Source organism: Pinisolibacter sp. DMC100 (assembly GCF_056313705.1).
The window spans coordinates 405,980-431,989 of the sequence record NZ_JBQUZT010000002.1; the positions used below are offsets into that span (position 1 = coordinate 405,980).

Sequence of the window (26,010 nt, forward strand, 5' to 3'; positions counted from 1 at the left end):
TCGATCCTCAGGGAGGGAAGTGATGGACTTCACGCCGATCACCGAGAGCCTCGCCGGGCTCCCCGCCTTCCTGATCTGGATCGGGATCTCGATCGGCCTGATCGCGGTCTATGCCGCGATCTACATGCTGGCGACACCGCACGACGAGATGGCGCTGATCCGGGCGAACAACGGCGCGGCCGCGGCCGCCTTCGCCGGGTCGATGATCGGCTACACGCTGCCTCTGGCGGTCGCCGCCCATCACTCGGCGACGCTCCTCGTCTTCATCGTCTGGGGGCTGGTGGCGATCGTCGTGCAGGTGGTCGTCTACTGGTTCTTCCGCCTGCTGCTGCTCTCCGACGTCTCCGCCCGCATCGAACGCGGCGAGATCGCCACCGGCCTGATGCTCGGTACCGCCTCGCTCGCCGGCGGCATCGTCGACGCCGCCGCCATGGCGCTGTGAGGCGCCCGCTCGCCGCCCGGAGGCCGGACTTGTCCCATCCCGTCAATGCCCCGCGCGGGCTCGACCACGTCGTCGCAGCGGTTCGCGATCTCGACACCGCCGCCCGGACGTGGGAACGGCTCGGCTTCCGCCTGACGCCGCGGGCGCGCCACCCCTGGGGTACCGAGAACCGCCTCGTCCAGCTCGCCGGCGCCTTCGTCGAGGTTCTGGCGGTCGGCGACGGCGCGGCGATCCCCGAGCATGCGGGCGATGCCTTCTCCTTCGGCGCGTACAATCGCGATTTCCTCGCCGGCCACGGCGAGGGGCTCTCGATGCTGGCGCTGGAGGGTACCGATCCGGAGGCCGATCGCGCCGCCTTCGCCGCGGCGGGGCTGCGCACCCACGCGCCCTTCGCCTTCGAGCGCGTCGCGGTGTCGCCGGAGGGCGAGGAGCGGCCCGTCGGCTTCGACCTGACCTTCACCGGCTTCACCGGGGCGGGTGCCGCGGGCGAGCCCGACATGGGCTTCTTCACCTGCCGCCAGCGCTTCCCCGAGAACTTCTGGCGGGCGGAGTTCCAGCGCCACCCGAACGGCGCCAGCCGGCTCGAGGCGGTGATCCTGGTCGCGCCCGATCCGTCCGATTTCCACGAGGGGCTCTCGGCCTTCGCCGGTGTGCGCGACTTCCACGCGACCGGCGCCGGCCTCGTCATCCCGACCCCGCGCGGCGCGATCGAGGTGATGACGCCCGCCGCCTTCCGCTTCCGCCACGGTGCCGAGGCCTTGCGCGCCACGCCCGAAAGGCTCACCTTCGCCGGCCTTCGTTTCGGCGTCGACACCGTCGACCGGGCCGAGCGCCAGATCGTCGCCGGCGGCCTCGCGGCCAGCCGGCGTCACGGGGCGCTGGTCGTCCCCGACGTCCACGGCGCGACCGTGGTCTTCGCCGAACACGCCTGATCCCCGACCATGCCGATCGCGCTGCGATCGAGGAGACGCCCCATGTCGCCCAACTCGGAAGTCGTCGTCGGTTCCGTCCGCTTCTCCAACGCGGCGCCCTTCGCGCTGATCGCCGGCCCCTGCCAGATGGAGAGCCGGGCGCATGCGCTCGAGACCGCCGCGGCGCTGAAGGAGATCACCACGAAGCTCGGCATCGGCCTCGTCTTCAAGACCTCGTTCGACAAGGCCAACCGCACGTCCGCCTCCGCCCAGCGCGGCGTCGGCCTTGCCGGTGCGCTGCCGGTCTTCGCCGAGATCCGCGAGAGCCTCGGCCTGCCGGTCCTGACCGACGTCCACGACGCGGCGCAGTGCGCGCCGGTGGCGGAAGTGGTCGACATCCTGCAGATCCCGGCGTTCCTCTGTCGTCAGACCGACCTCCTGCTCGCCGCTGCCGCGACCGGGCGGACGATCAACGTCAAGAAGGGGCAGTTCCTCGCCCCCTGGGACATGAAGAACGTCGTGGCCAAGCTCACCGGCGCCGGCAATCCCAACGTGCTCCTGACCGAGCGCGGCGCCTCCTTCGGCTACAACACGCTGGTCTCCGACTTCCGCGCCCTGCCGATCATGGCGGCGATGGGCGCTCCGGTGATCTTCGACGCCACCCATTCGGTGCAGCAGCCGGGCGGGCAGGGCACGTCCTCGGGCGGTCAGCGCGAGTTCGTCGCGGTGCTGGCGCGGGCGGCGGTGGCGGTCGGCGTCGCCGGCCTCTTCATCGAGACCCACGAGGATCCCGATCGCGCCCCCTCCGACGGCCCCAACATGGTGGCGCTGAAGGACATGCCGGCGCTGCTCGCCCAGCTCCAGGCCTTCGACCGGGTCGCCAAGGGGGCGTGAGGCGCTTCGGCTTCGGGCCGAGGCACCATGGTGCGCGATGCTTCGAGACGCGGGCCTTCGGCCCGCTCCTCAGCATGAGGCGCTTTCAATTGTTCGACGAAATCCAAAGCGTCTCATGCCGAGGAGGGCGCCTTACGGCGCCCGTCTCGAAGCATCGCGCACATTGTCGAGATTGAATGACTTCAATCTTTCAGAAGAAATTCTTCGAGTAGTTTCAGAGCCTGTTCCGCCGCCGCCAGGCGCACGTCGTCGCGACCCAGATCGCCGAAGCGGCGCTCGACGGGACGGGTCGGGCGGCTGGTGCGCGCCGCGGCGAAATGGACGAGGCCGACCGGCTTCTCCGCCGAGCCGCCGCCGGGACCGGCGATGCCGGTGATCGACACCGCGAGCGCCTCGCGCGCCGGGGCGGCGACCGTGGTGCGGCCGAGCGCGCCTTCCGCCATCGCCACGGCGACTTCCCGAGACACCGCGCCGACGCGCTCGATCAGGCGCGGCTCGACGCCGAGCATGTCGGCCTTGGCGGCGTTGGAATAGGTGACGAAGCCGCGATCGACCACGGCGGAGGAGCCGGCGATCGAGGTGAGGAGCCCCGCGACCAGCCCGCCGGTGCAGGATTCGGCGGTCGAGAGCATGACGCCGCGGGCGATCGCCCGCTCGATCACGCGGGCGGCGAGCGGCAGGAGCGGATCGAGCGCGAGCATGGGCGGTCTCCTCAGGCGGGCAGGCGGATGGTGGCGGTGGCGATCACGGCGATGCCTTCGCGCCGGCCGACGAAGCCGAGCTTCTCGTTGGTCGTCGCCTTGACGCCGATGCGGTCGATCGTCACGCGGCAGATCTGCGAGAGCCGCTGCCGCATCGCCTCGCGGTGCGGACCGACCTTCGGCGCCTCGGAGACGATCGTCACGTCGGCGTGCGCCAGCATGCCGCCGCGCTTCTCCAGCCGGTCGAGCGCGTCCTTCAGGAAGATCACGCTGTCGGCCCCGCGCCACGTCATGTCGGAGGGCGGGAAGTGGGCGCCGATGTCGCCGTCGCCGAGCGCGCCGAGGATGGCGTCGGTGAGCGCGTGCAGCGCGACGTCGGCGTCCGAATGGCCGTCGAGCCGGGCGACGTGGGGAATGTCGACGCCGCAGAGCGTGACGTGGTCGCCGGGGGCGAAGGCGTGGACGTCGTAGCCGGTGCCGACGCGGACGTCGGGCAGGCGGGCGTAGAGATCGAGCGACATGCGGGCCTCCGCGGCGGCGAAATCGTCGTTGGTGGTGAGTTTGACGTTGGCCGCATCGCCCTCGACGACGCGGACCTCGAGGCCTGCCCATTCGGCGACGGCGGCATCGTCGGTGAAGTCGTGGCGGCCCTCGGCGGCGGCGCGGGCGTGGGCGGCGTGGAGGGCCGCCCAACGGAAGCCCTGCGGCGTCTGGGCGGCGTGGGCGCGCTCGCGCGACACCGTCTCGACGATACGGCCGTTCTCGTCGACCCGCTTCAGCGTGTCGACCACCGCCACCGCGGCGAGGACGCCGTCGGCGGTGTCGAGGCCGGCGAGCGTGCGATCGATCACGCCGGCCGAGACGAAGGGGCGGGCGGCGTCATGGACGAGGACGCGATCGGGGGCGATCGCCGCCAGGGCCTCGAGGCCGCGCCGCACCGAGATCTGCCGCGTCGCCCCGCCGTGAACGGGGGCGAGGAGGCGCGTGTCGCCGGCGAAGCGCGCCGCCGCCTCGGCATAGAGATCGGCGTGTTCCGGCGAGATCGCCACGACGACGGCGTCGATCGCCGGATGATCGAGGAAGGCGGCGACGGTGCGGGCGAGGACGGGCATGCCGCCGATCGGGCGATACTGTTTCGGCAGGGCATCGGTGCGGGCGGCGCGGCTGCCGGAGCCGGCGGCGACGATCAGGACGGCGGTCGAGGGCTTCACGGGTACGAGCGCTCCGAAGGGCGGCAAAACCGCTGGAAGGGTCTCTGGCGCGACGGCATGACGCTTTCGATGCGAGCTTCGCGCCGTCGACATGCCTGCCAATACACCATATCGGTCAATCCTGAGGCGAATGCCCCCGAGATTTTTCATCCGGGTTCTTGCTCTCCTTCGATTTTCTGCCATCTATGTGGTCAATGACCGAGTTTGCCCAACGAATGAGCATGGCCGGGTCGGAGCTTTCCGACGAGACGACATCCGCGGCGGCCCCCGAAGGCCTGCTCGGCGGATTGCTGCCATCCACTCCCGTGTTCCTGGCGCCGATGTCCGGCATCACCGATCTGCCGTTCCGGCGGATCGCGGCGCGATTCGGCTGCGACGTGGTGGTGACCGAGATGGTCGCCTCCGACGAACTCACCACCGGCGGCGTCGATGCTTCCGTCCGTCTGGCGGGCGAGGGGCTGGGGCTCCACGTCGTCCAGCTCGCCGGCCGCAAGCCGGAGCCGACGGCGCGCGCCGCGATCATGGCGGTCGAGGCCGGTGCCGACGTCATCGACCTCAACATGGGCTGTCCGGCCAAGCGCGTCTGCAACGGGCTGTCCGGCTCGGCGCTGATGCGGGATCTCGATCTGGCGATTGCGATCGTCAAGGCCGTCCGCGCGGCGACGCCGGATCGCATCCCCGTGACGCTGAAGATGCGGCTCGGCTGGTCGCGCGACAGCATGAATGCTCCGGAGTTGGCGCGTCGCGCCGTCGCCGAGGGCGTGTCGCTCGTCACCGTCCACGGCCGCACCCGCGATCAGTTCTACGAAGGCACCGCCGACTGGACGGCGATCGCCGCGGTGCGCGAGGCGGTCGACGTGCCGTTGATCGTCAACGGCGACGTCGACGGCATCGACACGGCGCGCGCGGCCATGGCGGCTTGCGGAGCGGACGGGGTGATGATCGGACGCGCCGCCTGCGGCCGGCCGTGGCTGCCGGGCGACGTCGCCCGTGCGCTTCGCGGCGAGGCGGCGGTGGCTGCGCCCACGGGCCGGGCGCTCACCGGGCTGATCGTCGAACATTTCGAGGCGATGGTCGCCCATCACGGCGTCCGCGTCGGGTTGATGGCGGCGCGCAAGCATCTCGCCTGGTATCTCGACGCCCATGTCGCCGGGGCGGGCGTCTCCGTCACCGATACCGCCCGCCGGGCGCTCCTGACCGCGAAGGAGCCCTCCGCGGTGATCGATCATGTCCACGCCATCTTCGGCGACAGCACGCAAAGGCGGGCCGCATGACCCAGACCGTTCCACGCCAACCGGGCGAGCCGCCCGCCGACCCGACCCCGGTCGCGGTGCTCGGCGCGCTGCCCCATCCGGTGATCACGGTCGACGGCGAGGGCCGCATCGTCTCGGCCAACGACGCCGCCGAACACTTCTTCCAGGCCTCCGCCCCCTTCATGCGGCGGCACGAGATCTCGTATTTCCTGCCCTTCGGCTCGCCGGTGCTGGAGCTCGTGGCGCAGGTGCGCGAGCGTCAGGCGCCGGTCAGCGAATATCGCGTCGACATCGAGAGCCCGCGTCTGCCGGGCGAGAAGATGGTCGACATCTATGCCGCGCCGATCGCCGACAAACCCGAGTACGTCGTCCTGATGTTCCAGGAACGCTCGATGGCCGACAAGATCGACCGTCAGCTGACCCATCGCGGCGCCGCGCGCACGGTGACCGGCCTCGCCGCCATGCTCGCCCACGAGATCAAGAACCCGCTCTCCGGTATTCGCGGTGCCGCGCAGTTGCTCGAACAGTCGGCCGACGACGACGACCGCACGCTGACGCGGCTGATCTGCGACGAGGCCGACCGGATCGTGAAGCTGGTCGACCGGATGGAGGTCTTCTCCGACGAGCGGCCGGTGGAGCGCGACGCGGTCAACATCCACGGGGTGCTCGACCACGTGAAGCGGCTGGCGCAGTCGGGCTTCGCCCGTTCCATCCGCATCGTCGAGGAATACGATCCGTCGCTGCCGCCGGTGCTCGCCAATCGCGATCAGCTGGTGCAGGTGTTCCTGAACCTGATCAAGAACGCCTCCGAGGCGATCGGCGACGCGCCCGACGGCGAGATCGTGCTCACCTCCGCCTATCGTCCCGGCGTCCGCCTGTCGGTGCCGGGTTCGAAGGAGAAGATGACGCTGCCGCTCGAATTCTGCGTCAAGGACAACGGCCCGGGCGTTCCGGCCGATCTCCTCGAGCATCTCTTCGATCCCTTCGTGACCACCAAGACCAACGGGTCGGGGCTGGGTCTGGCGCTGGTCGCCAAGATCGTCCGCGACCACGGCGGCGTGGTCGAATGCGAAAGCCAGCCCCGCAAGACCGTCTTCCGCATCCTGATGCCGGCCTACACCGCGCATCGGGACGAACGGACGTACTTCGGCTCCTGACCAACGGCGAGGACCTTCGATCATGCCATCGGGCAACATTCTGGTCGCCGACGACGACGCCGCCATCCGCACGGTGCTCAATCAGGCGCTGTCGCGGGCGGGTTACGAAGTCCGTCTGACCTCGAACGCGGCGACGCTGTGGCGCTGGGTGGCGCAGGGCGAGGGCGACCTCGTCATCACCGACGTCATCATGCCGGACGAGAACGCCTTCGACCTGCTGCCGCGCATCAAGAAGATGCGGCCGGATCTGCCGGTCGTGGTGATGAGCGCGCAGAACACCTTCATGACGGCGATCCGCGCCTCCGAGAAGGGCGCCTACGAGTATCTGCCCAAGCCCTTCGACCTGAAGGAGCTGATCTCGATCGTCGGGCGCGCGCTCGCCGAGCCGAAGAACCGGCGGATGCCCGATCGCGTCGACGGCGACGGCGACGCCATCCCGCTGGTCGGCCGTTCGCCGGCGATGCAGGACATCTACCGCGTCCTCGCCCGGCTGATGCAGACCGATCTCACGGTGATGATCACCGGCGAGAGCGGCACCGGCAAGGAACTGGTCGCCCGCGCGCTGCACGACTACGGCAAGCGCCGCACCGGGCCCTTCGTCGCCATCAACATGGCGGCGATCCCGCGCGACCTGATCGAATCGGAACTGTTCGGCCACGAGAAGGGCGCCTTCACCGGCGCCGCCAGCCGCGCCTCGGGCCGCTTCGAGCAGGCGGAGGGCGGCACGCTCTTCCTCGACGAGATCGGCGACATGCCGATGGACGCCCAGACGCGCCTGCTGCGCGTGCTGCAGCAGGGCGAATACACCACGGTGGGTGGCCGCACCCCGATCAAGACCGACGTCCGGATCGTCGCGGCGACCAACAAGGATCTGCGTCAGCTGATCAACCAGGGGCTCTTCCGCGAAGACCTCTATTTCCGCCTCAACGTCGTGCCGATCCGGCTTCCCCCCCTGCGGGAGCGGTCGGAGGACATCGGCGATCTGGTGCGCCACTTCTTCACGCTCGCCGAGAAGGAAGGCCTGCCGGCCAAGCAGATCGAGACGGCGGCGCTCGACCGCCTGCGCCGCTATCGCTGGCCGGGCAACGTGCGCGAGCTCGAGAACCTGATCCGCCGCCTCGCCGCGCTCTATCCGCAGGACATCATCACCACCTCGGTGATCGAGACCGAACTCGCCCAGCCGGTGCTGGTCTCCGCGCCGGAGGAAAAGCCCGGCGAAGAGGGCATCTCGGCGGCGGTCGAGCGGCATCTCACCACCTATTTCGCCTCCTTCGGCGACAACCTGCCGCCGCCCGGGCTCTATCACCGGATCCTGCGCGAGGTCGAATATCCGCTGATCTCGGCGGCGCTCGCCGCGACCCGCGGCAACCAGATCAAGGCGGCGGAACTGCTCGGCGTGAACCGCAACACGCTGCGCAAGAAGATCCGCGATCTCGACGTGCAGGTGATCCGCTCGTCGCGCTGAACCGAACTCGGGAGAACGACGATGGATTGGACGATCATCCCCGCCGCCGTTCTCGCCGGCATCGTCTACGTGGTGACGCCGGGTCCGGCGACGCTGGCGGTCCTCGCCATCACCGCCGACAAGGGCAGGGGGCGCGGGCTCGCCTTCTTCCTCGGCCACGGCGTCGGCGACATGACGTGGTCGGCGCTGGCGCTCGCCGCGCTGATGGGGGCGAGCCGGCTCGGGCCGGAGCTCTTCCGCCTGCTCGGCCTCGCCTGCGGCCTCTATCTCGTCTGGCTCGGTGTCCGCGCGATCGTCTCGAAGGGTGACGGCGGGGCGACGACGGTCGTCGGCGACCGGCCGATCCGCGCCGGGCTGATGTTCGGCCTGACCAATCCCAAGGCCTACCCGTTCTCGCTCGCCATGTACGGCGCGCTCTCCGTGGGGGCGGGGCCGTCGCTCGATCTTCCCGGCGCGGCGATGCTCTTCGCCGCCACGACGCTCGGCATGGCGATCGGCGACGTCGTCACCGTCGCCTGGTCGGGCCTGCCGCAGGTCGGTCGGCTCTTCCTGCGTTTCCGTGGCGGGGTGACCCGGGCGGTCGGCGTGCTCTTCGTGCTGTTCGGGCTGAAGACCGCCTGGGACGCCGCGATGCCGCATCGGGCGTGACGCCAAACGCCGCAGCGGACACGGAAAAGCGTGGCCGGCTGGCAACAGTGCCGCAATTCGGCAACAATCCCGACCGATGACAGGAAGGTCATTCGCCGACTCGCCTCTCCGAGACGGGCGGGTGGGCCAGACCGAGGGTGCGCGTGGATCAACAGACCATTCTGACCATCCAGAAGGCGACGGCCGTGCCGGTGGGCGATCGCTCGCGACCGGTTCGACGCATCGGTCTGGCGCTGACCGTGGTCGCGCTGGTCACCGTCGTCGTCTCCTTCGCCATCCTGACCGGCATGACGCGGATCGTCCCGACCGCCTCGACGGTCTACGCGACCTATGTCGTCAACGGCGTCTTCATGTGCCTGCTGCTCGGGTTGATCGGCTTCGAGCTGATCGGCCTGTGGCGGGCCTGGGCGGCCGGCCGAGCGGCGGCGCGGCTGCATCTGCGCGTCATCGGCGCCTTCACGGCGGTGGCGGCGGCTCCGGCGCTGTTGGTCGCGGTGCTGGCCTCGATCACCCTCGACCGCGGCCTCGATCGCTGGTTCGAGGAACGCACGCGCCTGATCGTCGACAGCGCGGCGATGGTCGGCAACGCCTATCTCGCCGAGCATTCGCGCGCCATCCGCTCCGACGCCGTCGCCATGGCGACCGACGTCGCCCGCGCCAAGGAGCTCTACGACACCGAGCCCGACCGCTTCGACGCCGTGATGGTGGCCCAGGCGCAGGTCCGCGGCCTGCCGGCGGCCTTCATCCTGGAGAAAGACGGCACGGTGCTGACCCGCACCGTCATCGTCTCGGACTGGGCCGAGATCCAGATGCCGCCGCCGGAGGCCTTCGCCCAGGCCGACGACGGCGAACCGGTCGTGATCACGCCCGGCCAGACCAATCAGGTCGGCGTCATCATCAAGCTCGAGGGCTGGAACGAACAGTTCCTCTACATCACCCGGCCTCTCGACCCGAAGGTGCTGGGGCCGCTGCGTCAGGCCAAGGAGGCGGTCGCCGACTATCGCCAGCTCGATCAGACGCGGTTCGGCTCGCAGCTCGCCTTCGCGATGATCTTCGTCGGCGTGTCGCTGATCTTCATGATCGCGGCGATCTGGATCGGCATCGGTTTCGCCAACCGGCTGGTCTCGCCGATCCGACGGCTGATTCTCGCCGCCGACTACGTCTCCAAGGGCCATCTGGCGGTGCAGGTGCCGGTCCGCAAGAAGGAGGGCGATCTCGCCCACCTGGCCGAGACCTTCAACACCATGACCAACGAGCTGCGCGGCCAGCGCGCCGAGCTGATCGCCGCCAAGGACCAGATCGACAGCCGCCGCCGCTTCACCGAGGCCGTGCTGTCGGGCGTCACCGCCGGCGTCCTCGGCGTCGATGCCTCGGGCCGCATCACGCTGGTCAACCGTTCGGCGGAAAAGCTCCTCGCCACGATCGAGGAGGACCTGATGGGCCGCCGCCTCGTCGAGGCGGTGCCGGAACTGGCGATCATTCTCGAGGAGGCGCTGTCGGAGCCGACCACGGCCATCCATCAGGGACAGGTTTCGCTGCTGCGCGCCGGGCGCGAGCTGACGGTCAACGTCCGCATCACCTCGGAAGCCTCCGACCCGGCCGGCCGGCGCTTCGTCGTCACCCTCGACGACATCACCGACCTCGTTTCGGCGCAGCGCTCCTCGGCCTGGGCCGACGTGGCGCGGCGCATCGCCCACGAGATCAAGAACCCGCTGACGCCGATCCAGCTCTCGGCCGAGCGGCTGCGCCGGCGCTACGGCAAGGTGGTCGCCGACGACCACGAGGTGTTCGATCGCTGCATCGACACGATCATCCGCCAGGTCGGCGACATCGAGCGGATGGTCAACGAGTTCTCGTCCTTCGCCCGCATGCCCAAGCCGCAACTGGTGCGCGCCGATCTGGTCGAGGCGCTGCGCGAGGCGGTGTTCCTGCGCTCGGTCGCCGCCGCCGACGTCGACTTCGTCACCCGTCTGCCCGACGAGCCGATCTGGGGCCAGTACGACCATCGCCTGCTGCTGCAGGCCTTCGCCAACCTCGTCAAGAACGCCTGCGAGGCGATCGACGCGGTGCCCGACGACCAGCGCGGCCGCGGTACCGTCGAGGCGGCGATCCGGCGCGACGGCGAGATGGTGGTGGTCGAGGTGATCGACAACGGCATCGGTCTGCCGTCCGAGAACCGCCACCGGCTGCTCGAGCCCTATGTCACGACGCGGGAGAAGGGCACCGGCCTCGGCCTTGCCATCGTCCGCAAGATCCTCGAGGACCACGGCGGCCGCATCGAACTGGTCGATGCGCCGGCGGTGGCCCAGGGCGGGCGCGGCGCCATGGTGCGCCTGACGCTGCCGGCCGAGCCGGAGACGCCGCGGACCTCGGTTCCGCCGCAGGAGATGCCGCCGCCGGAGGTCGCGCCGCCCGAGGACGGTACGGCCGGGGCGGGGGAGGCGCTGCCCCCCGATCCGCCTCCCGACGGGGTCGACGCCTCGACGCAATCCGACATCGCGACAACGACAACGAAAACGAAGTGACCGGCCATGGCCTCCGACATTCTGATCGTCGACGACGAACGTGACATTCGCGAACTGATCGCCGGCATTCTCGAGGACGAGGGCCACGGCACGCGGCTCGCCTCGAATTCCGACGAGTGCCTGGCGGCGATCGAGAACCGCCGGCCGACCCTGGTCTTCCTCGACATCTGGATGCAGCAGAGCCGGCTCGACGGGTTGGCGCTGCTCGACGTCGTCAAGCGCCAGCACCCCGACCTGCCGGTCGTCATCATCTCCGGCCACGGCAACGTCGAGACCGCCGTCTCGGCGATCAAGCGGGGCGCCTACGACTACATCGAGAAGCCGTTCAAGGCCGATCGCCTGATCCTCATCGCCGAGCGCGCGCTGGAGGCCTCCAAGCTCAAGCGCGAAGTGAAGGAGCTGCGCGAGCGCTCGATCGACACGCAGGAGCTGCTCGGCAGTTCCACCACCGTCAATCAGCTCCGCCAGCAGATCGAACGGATCGCGCCGACCAACAGCCGCGTGCTGATCACCGGCCCGTCGGGTTCGGGCAAGGAGCTGGCGGCGCGGCTGCTGCACCAGACCTCGCTGCGCGCCAAGGGGCCCTTCGTCGTCCTCAACGCCGCGGCGATCACGCCCGAGCGGATGGAGATGGAACTCTTCGGCACCGAGCAGGACGGCGGCTCGAACCGCAAGATCGGGGCGCTCGAGGAGGCCCACGGCGGCACGCTCTACCTCGACGAGGTCGCCGACATGCCGCGCGAGACCCAGTCGAAGATCCTGCGCGTGCTGGTCGAACAGTCCTTCACCCGCGTCGGCGGCTCGGTGAAGGTGCAGGTCGACGTGCGCGTCGTCTCCTCGACCGCCCGCGATCTGCCGCGCGAGATCCAGGAGGGGCGCTTCCGCGAGGATCTCTTCCACCGCCTCGCCGTGGTGCCGATCCGCGTACCCTCGCTCGCCGAACGGCGCGACGACATCCCCCATCTCGTCCGCCACTTCATGGAGCAGCTGTCGCGTACCGCGGGTCTGCCGATCCGCAAGATCGGCGACGACGCCATGGCGGTGCTGCAGGCGCACGACTGGCCGGGGAACATTCGCCAGCTCAGGAACAACGTCGAGCGGCTGATGATCCTGACCCGCGGCGAGGAGGATGCGGTCATCACCGCCGACCTGCTGCCGGCCGAGATCGGTGCCATGCTCCCGGCGCTACCCTCGTCCACGGGAGGCGAGCATCTCATGAGCTTGCCCCTGCGCGACGCACGCGAGATCTTCGAGCGTGAGTATCTGGTGGCGCAGATCAACCGCTTCGGCGGCAACATCTCGCGCACCGCCGAGTTCGTCGGCATGGAGCGTTCGGCGCTCCACCGCAAACTGAAGTCGCTCGGCGTCAACTGACGCCCGAACCGGAGTGGATCATGACCCGCATCGCCTACGTGAACGGCCGCTACCTGCCCCACGCGAACGCCGCCGTCTCGATCGACGATCGCGGCTATCAGTTCGCCGACGCGGTCTACGAGGTCTGCGAGATCCGCGACGGTTTCGTCATCGATTCGGGGCTTCATCTCGACCGGCTCGAGCGTTCGCTGCGTGAACTGTCGATCCGCATGCCGATGAGCCGCGCCGCGCTGCTGATCGTCATGCGCGAGACAGCCAAGCGCAACCGGGTGAAGAACGGTGGCGTCTACGTCCAGGTCTCGCGTGGTGTGTGGCCGCGCGACCATGCCTTCCCGCCGGCCGACCTGCCGCCGACCGTGGTCATGACCGCCAAGCCGCACGACCGCGCCAAGGCCGAGGCCCAGGCCGCGAAGGGCATCGCCGTCGTCACCGTGCCCGACAACCGCTGGAGCCGCGTCGACATCAAGACCGTCGGCCTCCTGCCCAACTGCATGGCCAAGGAGACGGCCAAGCAGGCCGGCGCCAAGGAGGCGTGGTTCGTCGACGCCTCGGGCCTCGTCACCGAGGGCTCGTCGACCAACGCCTGGATCGTCACCAAGGACGGCAGGCTCGTCACCCGCCCGGCCGAGACCGGCATCCTGCGCGGCATCACCCGCACGGTGCTCCTGAGGGTCGCCGCCTCGCTCGGCCTGACGGTCGAGGAGCGCGCCTTCACCGTCGCCGAGGCCAAGGCCGCCAAGGAGGCCTTCATCTCGGCGGCGACGACGCTGGTCATGCCGGTCGTCACCATCGACGGCGACACCGTCGGCAACGGCCATCCCGGCGAGACCTCGCTGGCGCTGCGCCGCGCCTTCCACGAATCGGTCGAGCGCGTGCCGCTCTGAGGCCCGCGCCGGCGGCTGCCGGTTTTCCGCACGGAAAGTCGTAACGTCATCCGTGGCATATGCGTCACAGGTGTGGCGGGGGCGACACCCATGCGCAAAGTTTGGTCATGCGGCAAGGCGTTGCACTGTTCGGGGCCGGCCGGTTCCGTCTATCATGAACTGCAGACCCGAGGCGTCCGCGTCGCCCGACGCGGGCCTACCCGTTCGTCCACGAAACGGGAGCCTCGCAACACCAAGAAAAGAGGTCACCAACTATGGCGGATCGCGCTCCCAACCTTCAGGACACGTTCCTCAACTACGTTCGCAAGAACAAGACGCCCGTGACGATCTTCCTGATCAACGGCGTCAAGCTCCAGGGCGTCGTCACCTGGTTCGACAATTTCTGCGTCCTGCTGCGCCGGGACGGTCATTCGCAGCTGGTCTACAAGCATGCGATCTCGACCGTGATGCCGGGCGGCCCCGTTCAGCTCTTCGAGCCGGCGGAAGAGGGCTGATCGCGGATTGTTCCCCGCCCCGACGAATGGGGCTTGATCGGCGGAGCGCGTTGCGGGATCGTGCGCGTTTCCCGCGGCGGTTCCGCACCCCGAAACGATACGCACTTGATCGACATCGATGACGAAGACGGCCCCTTCGAGGGTGCCGGCGAGGACGAGGGCCACGAGCCGCGCAATGCGCGCGCGCGCAAGGCCGTGGCGCGCGACAAGGCGCCGACCCGGACACTGGTGGTGGTGCCGTGGCGGTCCGAACGACCGGTGCGCGGGGAGGGGGCGGATGCGCCCTCCGCGACGCGGTCGCTCGATGCCCGTCGCGAGGAGGCGGTCGGTCTCGCCCGCGCCATCGAACTCGACGTGATCGCCGATTTCCCGGTCAAGCTGCGCGAGGCGCGGCCGGCGACGCTGCTCGGTCAGGGCAAGCTCGAAGAGGCCCAGGCCCTCATCGAGGCGGAGAAGATCGAACTCGTCGTGGTCGATCACCCGCTGACGCCGATCCAGCAGCGCAATCTCGAGAAGGAATGGAAGGCCAAGGTGCTCGACCGCACCGGTCTGATCCTCGAGATCTTCGGCGAGCGCGCCCATACCAAGGAGGGTCGGCTCCAGGTCGAGCTCGCCCATCTCAACTATCAGAAGAGCCGCCTCGTCCGCTCCTGGACCCACCTCGAGCGTCAGCGCGGCGGCTTCGGCTTCCTCGGCGGCCCGGGCGAGACCCAGATCGAGGCCGACCGGCGGATGCTGACCGAGCGCATCGCCAAGCTCGAGCGCGAGCTGGAACAGGTCGCTCGCACCCGCGCGCTCCATCGCAAGAACCGCAAGAAGGTGCCGCATCCGGTCGTGGCGCTGGTCGGCTACACCAACGCCGGCAAGTCGACGCTGTTCAACCGGCTGACCGAGGCCGACGTCTTCGCCAAGGACCTGCTGTTCGCCACCCTCGATCCGACGCTGCGCAAGGTGCGCCTGCCCCATGGCGGCGACATCATCCTGTCCGACACCGTCGGCTTCGTCTCGGATCTGCCGACGACGCTGGTCGCCGCCTTCCGCGCCACGCTGGAAGAGGTGATCGAGGCCGATCTCGTCCTCCACGTCCGCGACATCGCCCACGAGGACACGGCGGCGCAGGCCTCCGACGTCGAGGGCGTGCTGTCGCAGCTCGGCATGGATCCGCAGAACCGCGATCGGATGATCGAGGTCTGGAACAAGATCGACAAGCTCGATCCCGACCATCGGGCGAAGCTGCTCGAGGAGGGCAGCCGCGACGCGCTCGACGCGCCGACGGCGCTGCCGGTCTCGGCGCTGACCGGCGACGGGCTCGCCTCGCTGCTGGCGCTGATCGAGGATCGGCTGAACCGCGACCGGGCGGTCTTCCGCATCGAGGTGCCGGTGGCCGAGGGCGAACTGGTCGCCTGGGTCCATCGCAACACCGAGGTGATCGAACGGGTCGACGGCGAGGAGTCGGTGTCGCTGCGCCTGCGGGTGCCCGACAAGACGCTCGATCATTTCCGCGCCCGCGCCGGCCGCTTCATCCGCGAGGTGCGCGGCCGCGTGGTCGAGCCCAAGCGCGACGACGAACGCCCGGCCTCCGTCCCCTACGACCCGCTCGCCTGACGCCGCCCCTCGGCGTGGTCGCGCAGCAGCGTCTCGAAGGCGCTGCGGCGGGCGAGTTCGTCGGCGATGCGGGCCTCGATCCGTTCCATCAGTTCGATCGCGCGAGCGTACGCGTCGCGGCTCTCGTCCTCGGCGACGGCGACGAGTTCGTCGAGCGTCGCCCCCATCCGCATCAGATCGCGGATCGCCGCGACACGCGCCGCAGACCGCGCGTCGTGCGGCCAGGCCCGGCCGGTGCGCTCACGACCGAGGAGACCGCTCGCGCGCAGCTTCGTCATGGTCTGGCGATCGATCCGGAGCCGCGCGGCGAGCGCATGATCGGAGACCGCCGGCACCGCGCGGGAGGCACGCGCCGGCAGCGCCACGGCGAGGAGATCGAAAGGATCGAGCGGCCGGGCTTCCACCCGTGCGACCTCGGGGGCGACACGGCGACGGGGCGCGGGGCGGACCGTTTCGACGAAGAACATGGCTTTCCCCTTCGCCGACCCGGACCGCGGGCGGCGTCACGATGAAGGACGGTCGGTGATCGCGTCGGGGCGGGGCCGTCCAATCGGCCGCGCCCCGACGTCTCGTCTCAGAGCAGGGACGCGTCGACCGCGAGCACGGCCGCGGAGGACTGGCGGATCGTCGCCCATTCCGCCTCGACGCGCGGCAGCGTCTGGCCGCAATAGGCCCGCGCGATGGCGATGCGGCCGGCATACCAGCCGTCGCCGTCCTCGCCCGCGGCGACTTTCGCGTCTGCTGCGAGCGCGGCGCGGCCGAGCTGGAGACCGCCGGCGAGCGTGCCGAAGGCCATCAGATAGGGCACCGAGGCGGCGAAGGGCAGGCGCATGTCTTCGCTCGCGGCCTCGACCAGCCAGACGGTGGCGGCACGGGTGGCGGTGAGCGCCGAGGCGAGCGCCTCGCCGATCTCGGCGAGCGCCGGGCGAGCGAGGAGCGCCGCGGCGACGGCGCCTTGCGCCTCCAGCCAGGCATCGACCGAGCGGCCGCCGTCGCGCAGCACCGCGCGGCCGACCAGCGCGTTCGACTGAATCGCCGTGGTACCCTCGTAGATCGTGGTGATGCGGGCATCGCGCAGGTGCTGGGCGGCGCCCGTCTCCTCGATGTAGCCCATGCCGCCGTGGATCTGGACGCCGAGCGAGGCGATGTCGACGCCGGTCTCGGTCGACCAGCCCTTGGCGACCGGCACCAGCAGATCGACCTCGAACTGCGCCGCCTTGCGGACGCCCTCGTCGGGGTGGGCATGGGCGCGGTCGCCGCTTGCTGCGACGGCATAGAGCAGGCCGCGCATCGCCTCGATGCGGCTCTTCATCGACACCAGCATGCGGGCGACGTCGGGGTGGGCGACGATCGGCGGTGCCTTGGCCTCCGTCCAGCCGACCGGCTTGCCCTGCACGCGCTCGCGGGCATAGGCGACGGCCTGCTGATGGGCGCGTTCGGCGATGGCGAGACCCTGGAGCCCGACGTTGAGGCGGGCGTGGTTCATCATCGTGAACATGTATTCCAGGCCGCGGTTCGGCAGGCCGATCAGCTCGCCGAGGGCGCCGCCCTTCTCGCCGAAGACGAGGACGGCGGTGGGCGAACCGTGGATGCCGAGCTTGTGCTCGATCGAGGCGCAGACGACGTCGTTGCGCTCACCCGGCGACCCGTCGTCGTTCACCAGCACCTTCGGCACCAGGAAGAGCGAGATGCCCTTCACGCCGGGCGGGGCGTCGGGCAGGCGGGCGAGGACGAGATGGACGATGTTCTCCGTCAGGTCCTGTTCGCCGTAGGTGATGAAGATCTTCTGGCCGGAGATCCGGTACCTGTCGCCCTCCGGAACCGCCTTGGAGCGGACCGCGGCGAGGTCGGAGCCGGCCTGCGGCTCGGTCAGGTTCATGGTGCCGGTCCAGGTGCCCGCGACCATGTTCGGCAGGTACTTGGCCTTCTGCGCGTCCGAGCCGAAGAGCTCGAGCGCATGCACGGCGCCCTGCGTCAACATCGGGCAGAGGGCGAAGGCCATGTTGGCCGACTGCCACATCTCCTGCACCGCGAGGTTCAGCACATGGGGGAGCCCCATGCCGCCGTGGTCGGCGGAGAAGGGCAGACCGTTCCAGCCGCCTTCGACCAGCGCGGTCCACGCGTCCTTCCAGCCTTCCGCGGTCGTCACCGCGCCGTCGACCCAGACGGCGCCCTGCTCGTCGCCGACGCGATTCAGCGGCGCGACGACGTCGGCGGCGATCTTGCCGGCCTCTTCCAGGATCGAGGCGACGAGATCGGGCGTCGCCTCTTCGAAGCCGGGAAGGCTCGCGAGGCCGGGGAGGTCGACGACGGACTCGAGCACGAAGCGGATGTCACGGATCGGCGCGGCATAGCCGGACATGGCTGTCTCCTGGGCGCGGGCCCTCGGGCGTGAGAAAGACGCGCCGGCGAAGACCGCCGGCGCGGATCGATCGGACGGGATGCCGGCGGCTTTCGGGGTCCGCCGGCCGCCTCGATCGATCACGGGAGCTCGGAACCGGGGCGGCGACCGCCCCGGCGATGCGCGGTCGGCCTCAGATCTCCTTGGCCTGGTTGCGCAGCATGAATTTCTGGATCTTGCCGGTCGAGGTCTTGGGCAGCGGGCCGAAGACGAAGGTCTTGGGGATCTTGAAGCCGGCCATGTTGGCGCGGCAGAACTCGATCATCTGCGCCTCGGTCGTCTCGGCGCCGTCCTTCAGCATGACGAAGGCGCAGGGCGTCTCGCCCCACTTCTCGTCGGGGCGGGCGACGACGGCGGCCTCCAGCACGTCGGGGTGCTTGTAGAGCACGTCCTCGACCTCGATCGAGGAGATGTTCTCGCCGCCCGAGATGATGATGTCCTTGGAGCGGTCCTTGATCTCGACGTAGCCGTCGGGGTGCCAGACGGCGAGGTCGCCGGTGTGGAACCAGCCGCCCTCGAAGGCCTCCTTGGTGGCCTTGGCGTTCTTGAGATAGCCCTTCATCACGTTGTTGCCGCGCATGAAGATCTCGCCCATCGTCCGGCCGTTCTTCGGCACCGGCTGGAGCGTCACGGGATCGGCCACCATGACGCCCTCGAGCATCGGTCCGCGCACGCCCTGACGCGCCTTGATCGCCGCCTTCTCGTCGATCTCCAGGTCCTTCCACTCGTCCTTCCAGACGTTGAGCATGGTCGGGCCGTAGACCTCGGTCAGGCCGTAGACGTGGGTGACGTCCCAGCCCATGCGCTCCATGCCGGCGATGACGGCGGCCGGCGGGGCGGCGCCGGCGACCATCGCCTTGACGGAGTGGGAGACCTTCTCCTTCAGGGCGGCGGGCGCGTTGTTGATCATGTTGAGGACGATCGGCGCGCCGCAGAAATGGGTGACGCGCTCGGTGGCGATGGCGTCGTAGATGCGGTCGACGCGGACGGCGCGCAGGCAGACCGAGGTGCCGGCCACCACCGCCATGGTCCAGGGGAAACACCAGCCGTTGCAGTGGAACATCGGCAGGGTCCAGAGATAGACCGTGTCGTCGCCGAGGTTCCAGGAGAGGGCGTTGGAGACGGCGTTCAGATAGGCGCCGCGGTGATGATAGACGACGCCCTTCGGGTTGCCGGTGGTGCCCGACGTGTAGTTCAGCGCGATCGCCTGCCACTCGTCGGTCGGGAAGGACCACGGGGCCTCCGGATCGCCCTTCGCCAGCACGTCCTCGTAGGTCATCGAGCCGATCAGCTCGCCGCCCTCGTATTGCGGATCGTCGATGTCGACGACGGTGATCGGCCGGCCGAGTTCGGCGATCGCCGCCTTGGCGACCTTGGAGAACTCGCGGTCGACGAAGACGATCGGCGCCTCGCCGTGGTTCAGGATGAAGGCGATCGCCTCGGCGTCGAGGCGGGTGTTGATGGCGTTGAGCACGCCGCCCATCAGCGGTACGCCGAAATGCGCCTCGAAGAGTTCGGGCGTGTTGGCGGCGAGGAAGGCGATGGTCGTGCCCTTGGCGAAGCCCATCGCGGCGAGGCCGGAGGCGAGGCGGCGGCAGCGCGCGGCGGTCTCGGCCCAGGTGCGGCGCAGGGTGCCGTGGATGACGGCCGTCTTGGTCGGCCAGATCGCGGCGGAGCGCTCGAGGTAGGTGAGCGGCGACAGCGCCACGAAATTCGCGGCGTTCTGCTCGAGATCGATCTCGTAGGGGTTGCGCGCGGTCAACTCGGCTTTCCTCCTCGTTCGCCCGTCGGCCGACCGGGGTCGAGCGCGGGGTTCCTCTTTGTAGGGCACGCTAGCAACGCGATTTTGCGCAATGCTGTCCGAATGTGAACCGAATGTTGCAACGGCCGGTCCATAGGTCGTAGGCCGTCCGGCGACCTCCGGGCCTCGCGCTCAGCGCGTCTTGGACCAGACGACGTCCTTCGCCAGGACATATCCTGCACCGTAGACCGTCTTGATCAACTGCGGCTTGCGCGGATCGATCTCAATCTTCTTGCGCAGGCGCGAGATGCGGACGTCGATCGAGCGCTCGTAGGGGAAGTCGTCGCCGTCGTCGCCGTCGGCCTGCAGCTGCTCGCGCGACAGCACCCGGTTGGGGGAACGGGCGAACATCAGCATCAGCTGCGCCTCGGCGGCGGTGAGGTTCTCCACCCGTCCGTCGTCGCGGGTCAGCGTCAGGTTGCCGACGTCGAAGGTCCAGGGGCCGAAGGTGGCGCGGGCCTGATCGGCGGAGGCGGCGGCGGTGACGAGCTGATCGTGGCGGCGCAGCACGGCGCCGATGCGGGCGACGAGTTCGCGCGGCTCGAAGGGCTTGACGATGTAGTCGTCGGCGCCGAGTTCGAGGCCGAGGACGCGGTCGGAGACCTCGGCGCGGCCGGTCAGCACGACGAGGCCGAAGCGGACGTCGTTCCAGCTCTCGCGGACGATGTCGAGGCCGTTCATGTCGGGCAGGGCGAGGTCGACGACCAGCAGATCGGGCGCCTCGCGGCGGATCGCCTGGCGGGCGTCGCGGCCGGTGCCGAAGGTCGCCACCTGATAGCCGTAGGTCTCGAGCAGGCCGCGCACGACGTCGCAGATGTCGGGATCGTCGTCGACCAGATAGATCCGCTTCTTCATCAGACGCGCTCCCTGTCGTCGTCGCCGCGCGCGCGGATGGCCGAGGCCAGCGCGTCGACGAGATCGGCCTTTTCCCAAGGCTTGGTCAAGATCGGAACGTCGGTGAGATCGGTCGGCGTCTCGCCGCGGGCATAGCCGGTGACGAGGACGACGGCGATCTCCGGCCGTTCCTTCGTCAGCCGGCGGGCGAGGTCGAGGCCGGAGATCCCCGGCATCACCACGTCGGAGACGACCACCCGGATGTCGGCGATGCCGGAGATCAGGCTGAGGGCCTCCTCGCCGCTCTCCGCCTCGATCACCGAGAAGCCGAGGCCGATCATCTGCTCGAGCACGACGCGGCGGACGTCGTCGTCGTCTTCCACCACCAGCGCCATCATGCCGGGGAAGAGCGCCTCGCCGTCGGAGGCGGCGGCGTCGATCGGCGGTGCGTCGGGGGCGGGGTCGGTCTCGGCGAAGAGCATGGCGACGGTGGCACCGCGCGCCTTCTCGGAGCGGATGCGGATGTAGCCGTGGCTCTGCTTGACGAAGCCCCAGACCATGGCGAGGCCCAGCCCCGAACCGGTCTTCTTGGTGGTGAAGAAGGGCTCGAAGGCATGAGCGAGCGCGCCCTCGGGGAAGCCCGTGCCGTCGTCGGCGACCGCCACCTCGATCCAGCGCCCCGGCGGTACCGGCTCGTCCCAGCCCTCGGTCTCGCCTTCGGGCAGACGGCGGCAGACGAGGCGGATGTGGCCGCCTTCGGGCATGGCGTCGCGGGCGTTGAGCGCCAGATTGACCACGGCGCGCTCGAGCTGGACGTGGTCCGACAGGATCCAGAAGTCGTGCCGGCCGCGTTCGGCCTCGAGCGCGATGTCGATCGTGTGGGGGAGCGAGCGGCGCAGCAGCGTCGTCGTCTCGGCCAGCAGCGAGGCGACCTCGACCCGTTCGGAGCGCAGCGGCTGGCGGCGGGCGAAGGAGAGGAGCCGCGAGGTGAGGTCGGCCCCGCGCCGCGCGGCGCGTTCGGCCGGCGCGACATAGGCGACGAAGCCGTCGACGTCGGCGTATTTCTCGCGGGCGGTGGCGAGATTGCCGATGATGATGGCGAGCAGGTTGTTGAAGTCGTGGGCGAGCGAACCGGAGAGTTCGCCGATCGCCTTCAGGTGCTCGGCCTCGAAGATGCGCCGTTCGGTCTCGCGTTCGTCGGTGACGTCGCGAGTCAGCACGAAGCAGCCGATCACCGCACCGTCGGCACCGATCTGCGGGATCAGCGTGTTGGCCGTGACGGTGCGCCGGCCGTCGCGGGGCGTGAAGGCATATTCGAGCGTCGCCACTTCGCCGAGACGGGTGCGGGCGAGCGGTTCGGAGATCGCGGCATAGGCGGAGCGACCGAGGATGGAGACCAGCGGCGCACCGACGATCGCCTCCTTCGGCCGGCCCATCAGCTCGCTCCAGGCGCGATTGACGAAACGGAACGTCTCGTCGGCGTCGAGATAGGCGATCGCCGCGGGGATGGCGTCGAGGATCAGACGCTGGCGAGCCTCGACCTCGGCGAGTGCGGCGCGGCTCTGCTGTTCGGCGCTCGCGGAGGCGGCGAGGCGGGCGTTGGCGCTCTCGAGTTCGGCGGTGCGTTTGCGCACCCGGCCCTCGAGCGCGCCGACATTCTCGCGGACGCGGGCGACCATGGCGTCGAAGGCGGCGGCCAGCACGCCGATCTCGTCGGAGCGACGGATGCCGGTCTCGACCGCGAGATCGCCGCCGGAGACCCGCGCCGCGGTGTCGGCGAGGCGGCGCAGCGGCTCGACCAGGTGCCAGATGCCGAAGCCGGCGACGAGGGCGGCGATGAGGGCGACGCCGGTGGTGATCGCCAGGATGCGCCGCGACAGGACTTCGGACGAGGACTTCAGCTCCTCCACATAGACCGAGGAGGCGATGTACCAGTCGAATTCCCTGAAGTGCCGGACCCAGGAGATCTTCTCGTAGACGTAGTTGCCGGGGTCGGACGGCTTGTCCCAGAGATAGTGCAGCGGCCGGTCGGCGTCGGCGACGGCGCGCAGTTCCTCGGCGATCGGCCGCCCCGTCGCCGGATCGTTGCGGGCGGTGAACTCCGTCCCCTCGATGTTGGCGTTGGGGTGGATGATCATGTTGTTCGACGCGTCGAAGATGTAGGCGTAGCCGGTGCGGGCGATGCGGATCTCGCGCAGGGCACGGCGCATGTCGTCGATCGCCCCGACGCGGCGGCGTTCGACCTCGGCGTCGATGTCGTCGAGCCAGGCGCCGGCGCCGACGACGATGCCGAGCTGCGGCAGATCGCGGAAATAGGAGAGCTTGCGCGACGGCTTGGTCGCTCCCAGCCGCGTCCAGTCGTAGATGGTCGAGCCTTCACCGGCCTTCCGGGCGACCTCGATGACGCGCGGGATGATGGTCTCGCCGGTCTCGTCCTTGACGTCGGCGACGCTGCGGCCGTGCCAGCGCGGATCGGGGTGGGAGAGGATGCGCGAGGCGTAGTCCGACACCCAGATGTAGTCGTCGTTGCCCCACTTGATGGTGCGCAGCGTGTCGAAGGCGAGGCGATCGGCCTCGGCGGCGGAGATCTCGCCGCGGGCGCGGCGGGCCTCGACGCCTTCGATCAGGGCGACGGCGAGCGACACGGCGGCGCGCAGCTGGCCCTCGAAGGACTTCAGCGTGATGTCGCGGGTCTCGTCGAGGCGGCCGGCCATCTTGGAGGCCATCTCGAAGACGTTGTCGAGGATGGTGCGACCCGCCGCCATCTCGATCTCGTAGGCCTTGCGCTCGACCAGCGGCACGGTGAACAGCCACACCGCGCCCGCGAGCACGGCGACGACCAGCATCAGCGCCGAAAAGATCTCGAGGAACAGGCGAGACTTGACCATGACACCTTCCGGGCGCGGTCGGGGTGATGCGGCCCGGCGCTCACCATGACGGCGGGGCGGCGGGGGTGCAAGGGCGGTCGGCGGTCGGCTGTTCCGCCCCAAGGAAAGGCCGGCGCGAGGAACCCCGCGCCGGCCGATGGCGTCGTGCGGACGGGTCCGCCGATCAGTGCAGGCTCGCCGAGGCGGCGCCGATGCCGGTCTCGGCACGGACGTCCTGCTCGTCGAAGGCGGCGGCCTCCGCCTTGGCGGCGGCCGAGTTGTCGAGCTTCGACACCACGAAGGCGACGAGGAAGGCCGCGGTCATCGAGAACAGCGCCGGATGGTCGATCGGGAAGATCGCCTGGGCGTTGCCGAGCACCTTCACCCACACCGCCGGCGACAGGACGACCAGCGTCACCGCCGAGACGAGGCCGGCGATGCCGCCCGCCAGCGCGCCGTTGGTGGTCAGCCCGCGCCAGTACATCGAGAGCAGCAGCACGGGGAAGTTCACCGAGGCCGCGACGCCGAAGGCGAGGGCCACGAGGAAGGCCACGTTCTGGTCCTTGAAGGCGATGCCGAGGAAGATCGCGACGATGCCGATGGCGACGGTCGAGATCTTGGAGACGCGCATCTCCGAGGCCTCGGTCGCCGTGCCCTTGGCGATGACGCCGGCATAGAGGTCGTGGGCGATCGCCGAGGCACCGGCGAGTGCCAGACCCGCGACCACCGCCAGGATGGTGGCGAAGGCCACCGCCGACAGGAAGCCGAGGAAGACGTCGCCGCCGAGCGCCTTGGCGAGGTGCATGATCGGCATGTTGGAACCGCCGATCAGCTTGCCGCCGACCTTGCCGCCCTCGAAGAACTGCGGGTCGGTGCCGACGATCGAGACGGCGGCGAGACCGACGGTGCAGACCACGAGGAAGAAGAAGCCGATCAGGCCGGTCGCGACGAACACGGACTTGCGGGCTTCCTGGGCGTTGGGAACGGTGAAGAAGCGCATCATGATGTGCGGCAGGCCGGCGTTGCCGAAGACCAGGCCGAGCGACAGCGACACCGCGGTCACCGGATCGGCCAGCAGCTTGCCGGGGCCCATCAGCGCATCGCCGGCGACGCCGCGCGCGGCGACCGCCTGGGCGGCGATGCCGTCGATCGAGAAGCCGAGCTTGAACATCGACAGGACGAAGAGGACCGTGCCGCCGAAGAGCAGCAGGCCGGCCTTGATGATCTGCACCCAGGTCGTCGCCACCATGCCGCCGAAGGTCACGTAGACGATCATCAGCACGCCGACGAGGACGACGGCGTAGTTGTAGGGCAGGCCGAAGAGCAGCTGGATCAGTTGGCCGGCGCCGACCATCTGGACGATCAGGTAGAAGCACACGACCGTCAGCGAGCCGACGGCGGCGAAGGTGCGGACCTTGGTCTTGTCGAGACGGTAGGAGGCGATGTCGGCGAAGGTGAACTTGCCGAGATTGCGCAGGCGTTCGGCGAGCAGGAACATGATCACCGGCCAGCCGACGAAGAAGCCGGTGGCGTAGAGATAGCCGTCGTAGCCCGACGAGAACACCATCGACGACAGACCGAGGAGGGTCGCGGCCGACATGTAGTCGCCGGCGATCGCCCAGCCGTTCTGCATGCCGGTGATGCCGCCGCCGGCGGTGTAGAAGTCGGCGGCCGACCGGGTGCGCTTCGACGCCCAGTACGTGATGCCGAGCGTCATGAAGATGAAGGCGACGAACATGCCGATCGCGATCCAGTTGATCGGCTGCTGTTCGGCCTTGCCCTCGATGCCCGCGGCGAGCGCGGGGAGGGTGGATGCCGCGAGAAGCGCGGCGGCGGAAAGGGCGCGACGCATCACGACTTGGCCTCCTTGACGATGTCCCGGGTCAGGGCTTCGAACTCGCCGTTGGCGCGGCGGATGTAGACCCCGGTCAGGATCCACGAGCCGACGATGATGACGGCGACGATCGGGAAGGCGATCGACAGCGTCCAGCCCTCGCCGATCTTGCCGACGAGGCTCCTGGGCGCGAAGGCCACGATCATCATGAAGCTGTAGTAGGTGCCGAGAACGATTGCCGCGAGCGTCCAGGCGAAGCGCGCGCGCTTCGACTTGAGCTCCTGGAATTTCGGATTCGCTCGGACCTTTTCGGTAGTCGAGCCGGACATGGCGTCCACTCCCCCGTTTGACGGCACACGGGATCGTCGACGGACGCGCGACCCGGCACCTTTCCTCCCGACGGGACGTCGTCCCGCCCTCCACGGCCGCACCCTCTTGCCCCCGAGAGACGATCGAGACCCTCCCGGTCGCGATCGTTCGGTCCGTTGCCGCTCGTCGGGACGAACGTCGTCCAGCCTCGGGCGGGGTGTGGCCGAGGGGCGGGGTCGCATGAAAGTTTTGCGTCGGTTTTTCGAATTGTGAACGAATTGTTGCAGCCGCGGACCGGTGCGACGGTCCGCGCGGCGACGGCGATGACGTCCGGGAAGAGGCGGCCTCGCGTGGTGACGACGCTTGGCGACGGCCGGAGCCGGGCGGGGCTTCGACGAAG

Annotated in this window: 21 protein-coding genes; 12 read left to right on the forward strand and 9 right to left on the reverse strand. The window is 69.6% G+C overall.

The window, feature by feature from the left end; genetic code table 11:
• Nucleotides 1-22 precede the first annotated feature (22 nt).
• Genes ACT541_RS10775 through kdsA form a run of 3 tightly spaced genes read left to right on the forward strand, consistent with a single transcriptional unit; the run spans nucleotide 23 to nucleotide 2,247 of the window.
• Nucleotides 23-442: a DUF350 domain-containing protein gene (locus ACT541_RS10775; RefSeq protein ID WP_476136709.1), complete on the forward strand. Its 420-nt coding sequence runs from the start codon at nucleotides 23-25 to the stop codon at nucleotides 440-442.
• Nucleotides 443-471: 29 nt separating this feature from the next.
• Nucleotides 472-1,374: a VOC family protein gene (locus ACT541_RS10780; protein ID WP_476136711.1), complete on the forward strand. Its 903-nt coding sequence runs from the start codon at nucleotides 472-474 to the stop codon at nucleotides 1,372-1,374.
• 42 nt (nucleotides 1,375-1,416) lie between these two features.
• Nucleotides 1,417-2,247, forward strand: a complete 831-nt coding sequence (kdsA, locus tag ACT541_RS10785; protein WP_476136713.1) for a 3-deoxy-8-phosphooctulonate synthase — start codon at nucleotides 1,417-1,419, stop codon at nucleotides 2,245-2,247.
• Between the two features lie 182 nt (nucleotides 2,248-2,429).
• Here kdsA and ACT541_RS10790 read toward each other — a convergent pair whose 3' ends face one another.
• Nucleotides 2,430-2,948, reverse strand: coding sequence for a CinA family protein (locus ACT541_RS10790; RefSeq protein ID WP_476136715.1), 519 nt, complete (start codon nucleotides 2,946-2,948; stop codon nucleotides 2,430-2,432).
• Between the two features lie 11 nt (nucleotides 2,949-2,959).
• Nucleotides 2,960-4,159, reverse strand: a complete 1,200-nt coding sequence (locus ACT541_RS10795) for a bifunctional 2-C-methyl-D-erythritol 4-phosphate cytidylyltransferase/2-C-methyl-D-erythritol 2,4-cyclodiphosphate synthase (RefSeq protein WP_476136717.1) — start codon at nucleotides 4,157-4,159, stop codon at nucleotides 2,960-2,962.
• 287 nt (nucleotides 4,160-4,446) lie between these two features.
• Between ACT541_RS10795 and ACT541_RS10800 the strand changes: the two genes are divergently transcribed.
• The 9 genes from ACT541_RS10800 (at nucleotide 4,447) to hflX (ending at nucleotide 15,564) form a co-directional block, all read left to right on the forward strand.
• Nucleotides 4,447-5,433 carry a tRNA dihydrouridine synthase gene (locus ACT541_RS10800; RefSeq protein ID WP_476136719.1) on the forward strand — a complete coding sequence of 329 codons (987 nt, stop codon included), beginning with the start codon at nucleotides 4,447-4,449 and terminating at the stop codon, nucleotides 5,431-5,433.
• A complete protein-coding gene (locus ACT541_RS10805) occupies nucleotides 5,430-6,569 on the forward strand; it encodes a two-component system sensor histidine kinase NtrB (protein WP_476136721.1) in 1,140 nt (379 codons plus the stop codon). The genes ACT541_RS10800 and ACT541_RS10805 overlap by 4 nt, the downstream gene beginning before the upstream one ends.
• A 22-nt stretch (nucleotides 6,570-6,591) precedes the next feature.
• Nucleotides 6,592-8,034, forward strand: coding sequence for a nitrogen regulation protein NR(I) (gene ntrC / locus ACT541_RS10810; RefSeq protein ID WP_476136723.1), 1,443 nt, complete (start codon nucleotides 6,592-6,594; stop codon nucleotides 8,032-8,034).
• Nucleotides 8,035-8,055: 21 nt separating this feature from the next.
• Nucleotides 8,056-8,682 (forward strand): LysE family translocator, encoded by a 627-nt coding sequence (locus tag ACT541_RS10815; protein WP_476136725.1) that lies wholly within the window; start codon nucleotides 8,056-8,058, stop codon nucleotides 8,680-8,682.
• A gap of 143 nt (nucleotides 8,683-8,825) precedes the next feature.
• Nucleotides 8,826-11,207 carry a sensor histidine kinase NtrY-like gene (locus tag ACT541_RS10820; protein WP_476136727.1) on the forward strand — a complete coding sequence of 794 codons (2,382 nt, stop codon included), beginning with the start codon at nucleotides 8,826-8,828 and terminating at the stop codon, nucleotides 11,205-11,207.
• A 6-nt stretch (nucleotides 11,208-11,213) separates the two neighbouring features.
• Entirely contained in the window at nucleotides 11,214-12,581 is a 1,368-nt protein-coding gene (ntrX, locus tag ACT541_RS10825; protein WP_476136729.1) for a nitrogen assimilation response regulator NtrX, read from the forward strand.
• 20 nt (nucleotides 12,582-12,601) lie between these two features.
• Nucleotides 12,602-13,465, forward strand: coding sequence for a D-amino-acid transaminase (locus ACT541_RS10830; RefSeq protein ID WP_476136731.1), 864 nt, complete (start codon nucleotides 12,602-12,604; stop codon nucleotides 13,463-13,465).
• 254 nt (nucleotides 13,466-13,719) lie between these two features.
• On the forward strand, nucleotides 13,720-13,959 hold the full coding sequence (gene hfq, locus ACT541_RS10835) for an RNA chaperone Hfq (RefSeq protein WP_476136733.1): 240 nt from the start codon (nucleotides 13,720-13,722) through the stop codon (nucleotides 13,957-13,959).
• A 195-nt stretch (nucleotides 13,960-14,154) separates the two neighbouring features.
• Nucleotides 14,155-15,564, forward strand: a complete 1,410-nt coding sequence (gene hflX, locus ACT541_RS10840) for a GTPase HflX (RefSeq protein ID WP_476137520.1) — start codon at nucleotides 14,155-14,157, stop codon at nucleotides 15,562-15,564.
• On the opposite strand, the gene ACT541_RS10845 is transcribed toward hflX, so the two are convergent.
• The 7 genes from ACT541_RS10845 to ACT541_RS10875 all read right to left on the reverse strand — a co-directional run bounded on the left by ACT541_RS10845 (nucleotide 15,546) and on the right by ACT541_RS10875 (nucleotide 25,630).
• Entirely contained in the window at nucleotides 15,546-16,031 is a 486-nt protein-coding gene (locus ACT541_RS10845; protein WP_476136735.1) for a hypothetical protein, read from the reverse strand. The genes hflX and ACT541_RS10845 overlap by 19 nt on opposite strands.
• A gap of 107 nt (nucleotides 16,032-16,138) precedes the next feature.
• Nucleotides 16,139-17,926 carry an acyl-CoA dehydrogenase gene (locus ACT541_RS10850; RefSeq protein WP_476136737.1) on the reverse strand — a complete coding sequence of 596 codons (1,788 nt, stop codon included), beginning with the start codon at nucleotides 17,924-17,926 and terminating at the stop codon, nucleotides 16,139-16,141.
• A gap of 172 nt (nucleotides 17,927-18,098) precedes the next feature.
• A complete protein-coding gene (locus tag ACT541_RS10855) occupies nucleotides 18,099-19,727 on the reverse strand; it encodes an acyl-CoA synthetase (RefSeq protein WP_476136739.1) in 1,629 nt (542 codons plus the stop codon).
• Between the two features lie 171 nt (nucleotides 19,728-19,898).
• A complete protein-coding gene (locus tag ACT541_RS10860; RefSeq protein ID WP_476136740.1) occupies nucleotides 19,899-20,621 on the reverse strand; it encodes a response regulator transcription factor in 723 nt (240 codons plus the stop codon).
• Nucleotides 20,621-23,488, reverse strand: coding sequence for a cache domain-containing protein (locus ACT541_RS10865; protein WP_476136742.1), 2,868 nt, complete (start codon nucleotides 23,486-23,488; stop codon nucleotides 20,621-20,623). The genes ACT541_RS10860 and ACT541_RS10865 overlap by 1 nt, the downstream gene beginning before the upstream one ends.
• A gap of 163 nt (nucleotides 23,489-23,651) precedes the next feature.
• Entirely contained in the window at nucleotides 23,652-25,319 is a 1,668-nt protein-coding gene (gene actP, locus ACT541_RS10870) for a cation/acetate symporter ActP (protein WP_476136744.1), read from the reverse strand.
• The gene (locus tag ACT541_RS10875) at nucleotides 25,319-25,630 is read right to left on the reverse strand and encodes a DUF485 domain-containing protein (protein WP_476136746.1); all 312 of its coding nucleotides are present in this window, start codon (nucleotides 25,628-25,630) and stop codon (nucleotides 25,319-25,321) included. Before ACT541_RS10875 ends, actP begins: the two co-directional genes overlap by 1 nt.
• Nucleotides 25,631-26,010 lie beyond the last annotated feature (380 nt).

What these genes read in the sequence shown, in the direction of transcription:
- ACT541_RS10775 (WP_476136709.1), top strand. Translation starts at nt 23, where the DNA reads ATGGACTTCACGCCGATCACCGAGAGCCTCGCCGGGCTCCCCGCCTTC.
- kdsA (WP_476136713.1), top strand. Translation starts at nt 1,417, where the DNA reads ATGTCGCCCAACTCGGAAGTCGTCGTCGGTTCCGTCCGCTTCTCCAAC.
- ACT541_RS10790 (WP_476136715.1), bottom strand. Translation starts at nt 2,948, where the DNA reads ATGCTCGCGCTCGATCCGCTCCTGCCGCTCGCCGCCCGCGTGATCGAG.
- ACT541_RS10805 (WP_476136721.1), top strand. Translation starts at nt 5,430, where the DNA reads ATGACCCAGACCGTTCCACGCCAACCGGGCGAGCCGCCCGCCGACCCG.
- ntrC (WP_476136723.1), top strand. Translation starts at nt 6,592, where the DNA reads ATGCCATCGGGCAACATTCTGGTCGCCGACGACGACGCCGCCATCCGC.
- ACT541_RS10815 (WP_476136725.1), top strand. Translation starts at nt 8,056, where the DNA reads ATGGATTGGACGATCATCCCCGCCGCCGTTCTCGCCGGCATCGTCTAC.
- ntrX (WP_476136729.1), top strand. Translation starts at nt 11,214, where the DNA reads ATGGCCTCCGACATTCTGATCGTCGACGACGAACGTGACATTCGCGAA.
- ACT541_RS10830 (WP_476136731.1), top strand. Translation starts at nt 12,602, where the DNA reads ATGACCCGCATCGCCTACGTGAACGGCCGCTACCTGCCCCACGCGAAC.
- hfq (WP_476136733.1), top strand. Translation starts at nt 13,720, where the DNA reads ATGGCGGATCGCGCTCCCAACCTTCAGGACACGTTCCTCAACTACGTT.
- ACT541_RS10845 (WP_476136735.1), bottom strand. Translation starts at nt 16,031, where the DNA reads ATGTTCTTCGTCGAAACGGTCCGCCCCGCGCCCCGTCGCCGTGTCGCC.
- ACT541_RS10850 (WP_476136737.1), bottom strand. Translation starts at nt 17,926, where the DNA reads ATGTCCGGCTATGCCGCGCCGATCCGTGACATCCGCTTCGTGCTCGAG.
- ACT541_RS10860 (WP_476136740.1), bottom strand. Translation starts at nt 20,621, where the DNA reads ATGAAGAAGCGGATCTATCTGGTCGACGACGATCCCGACATCTGCGAC.
- ACT541_RS10865 (WP_476136742.1), bottom strand. Translation starts at nt 23,488, where the DNA reads ATGGTCAAGTCTCGCCTGTTCCTCGAGATCTTTTCGGCGCTGATGCTG.
- actP (WP_476136744.1), bottom strand. Translation starts at nt 25,319, where the DNA reads ATGCGTCGCGCCCTTTCCGCCGCCGCGCTTCTCGCGGCATCCACCCTC.
- ACT541_RS10875 (WP_476136746.1), bottom strand. Translation starts at nt 25,630, where the DNA reads ATGTCCGGCTCGACTACCGAAAAGGTCCGAGCGAATCCGAAATTCCAG.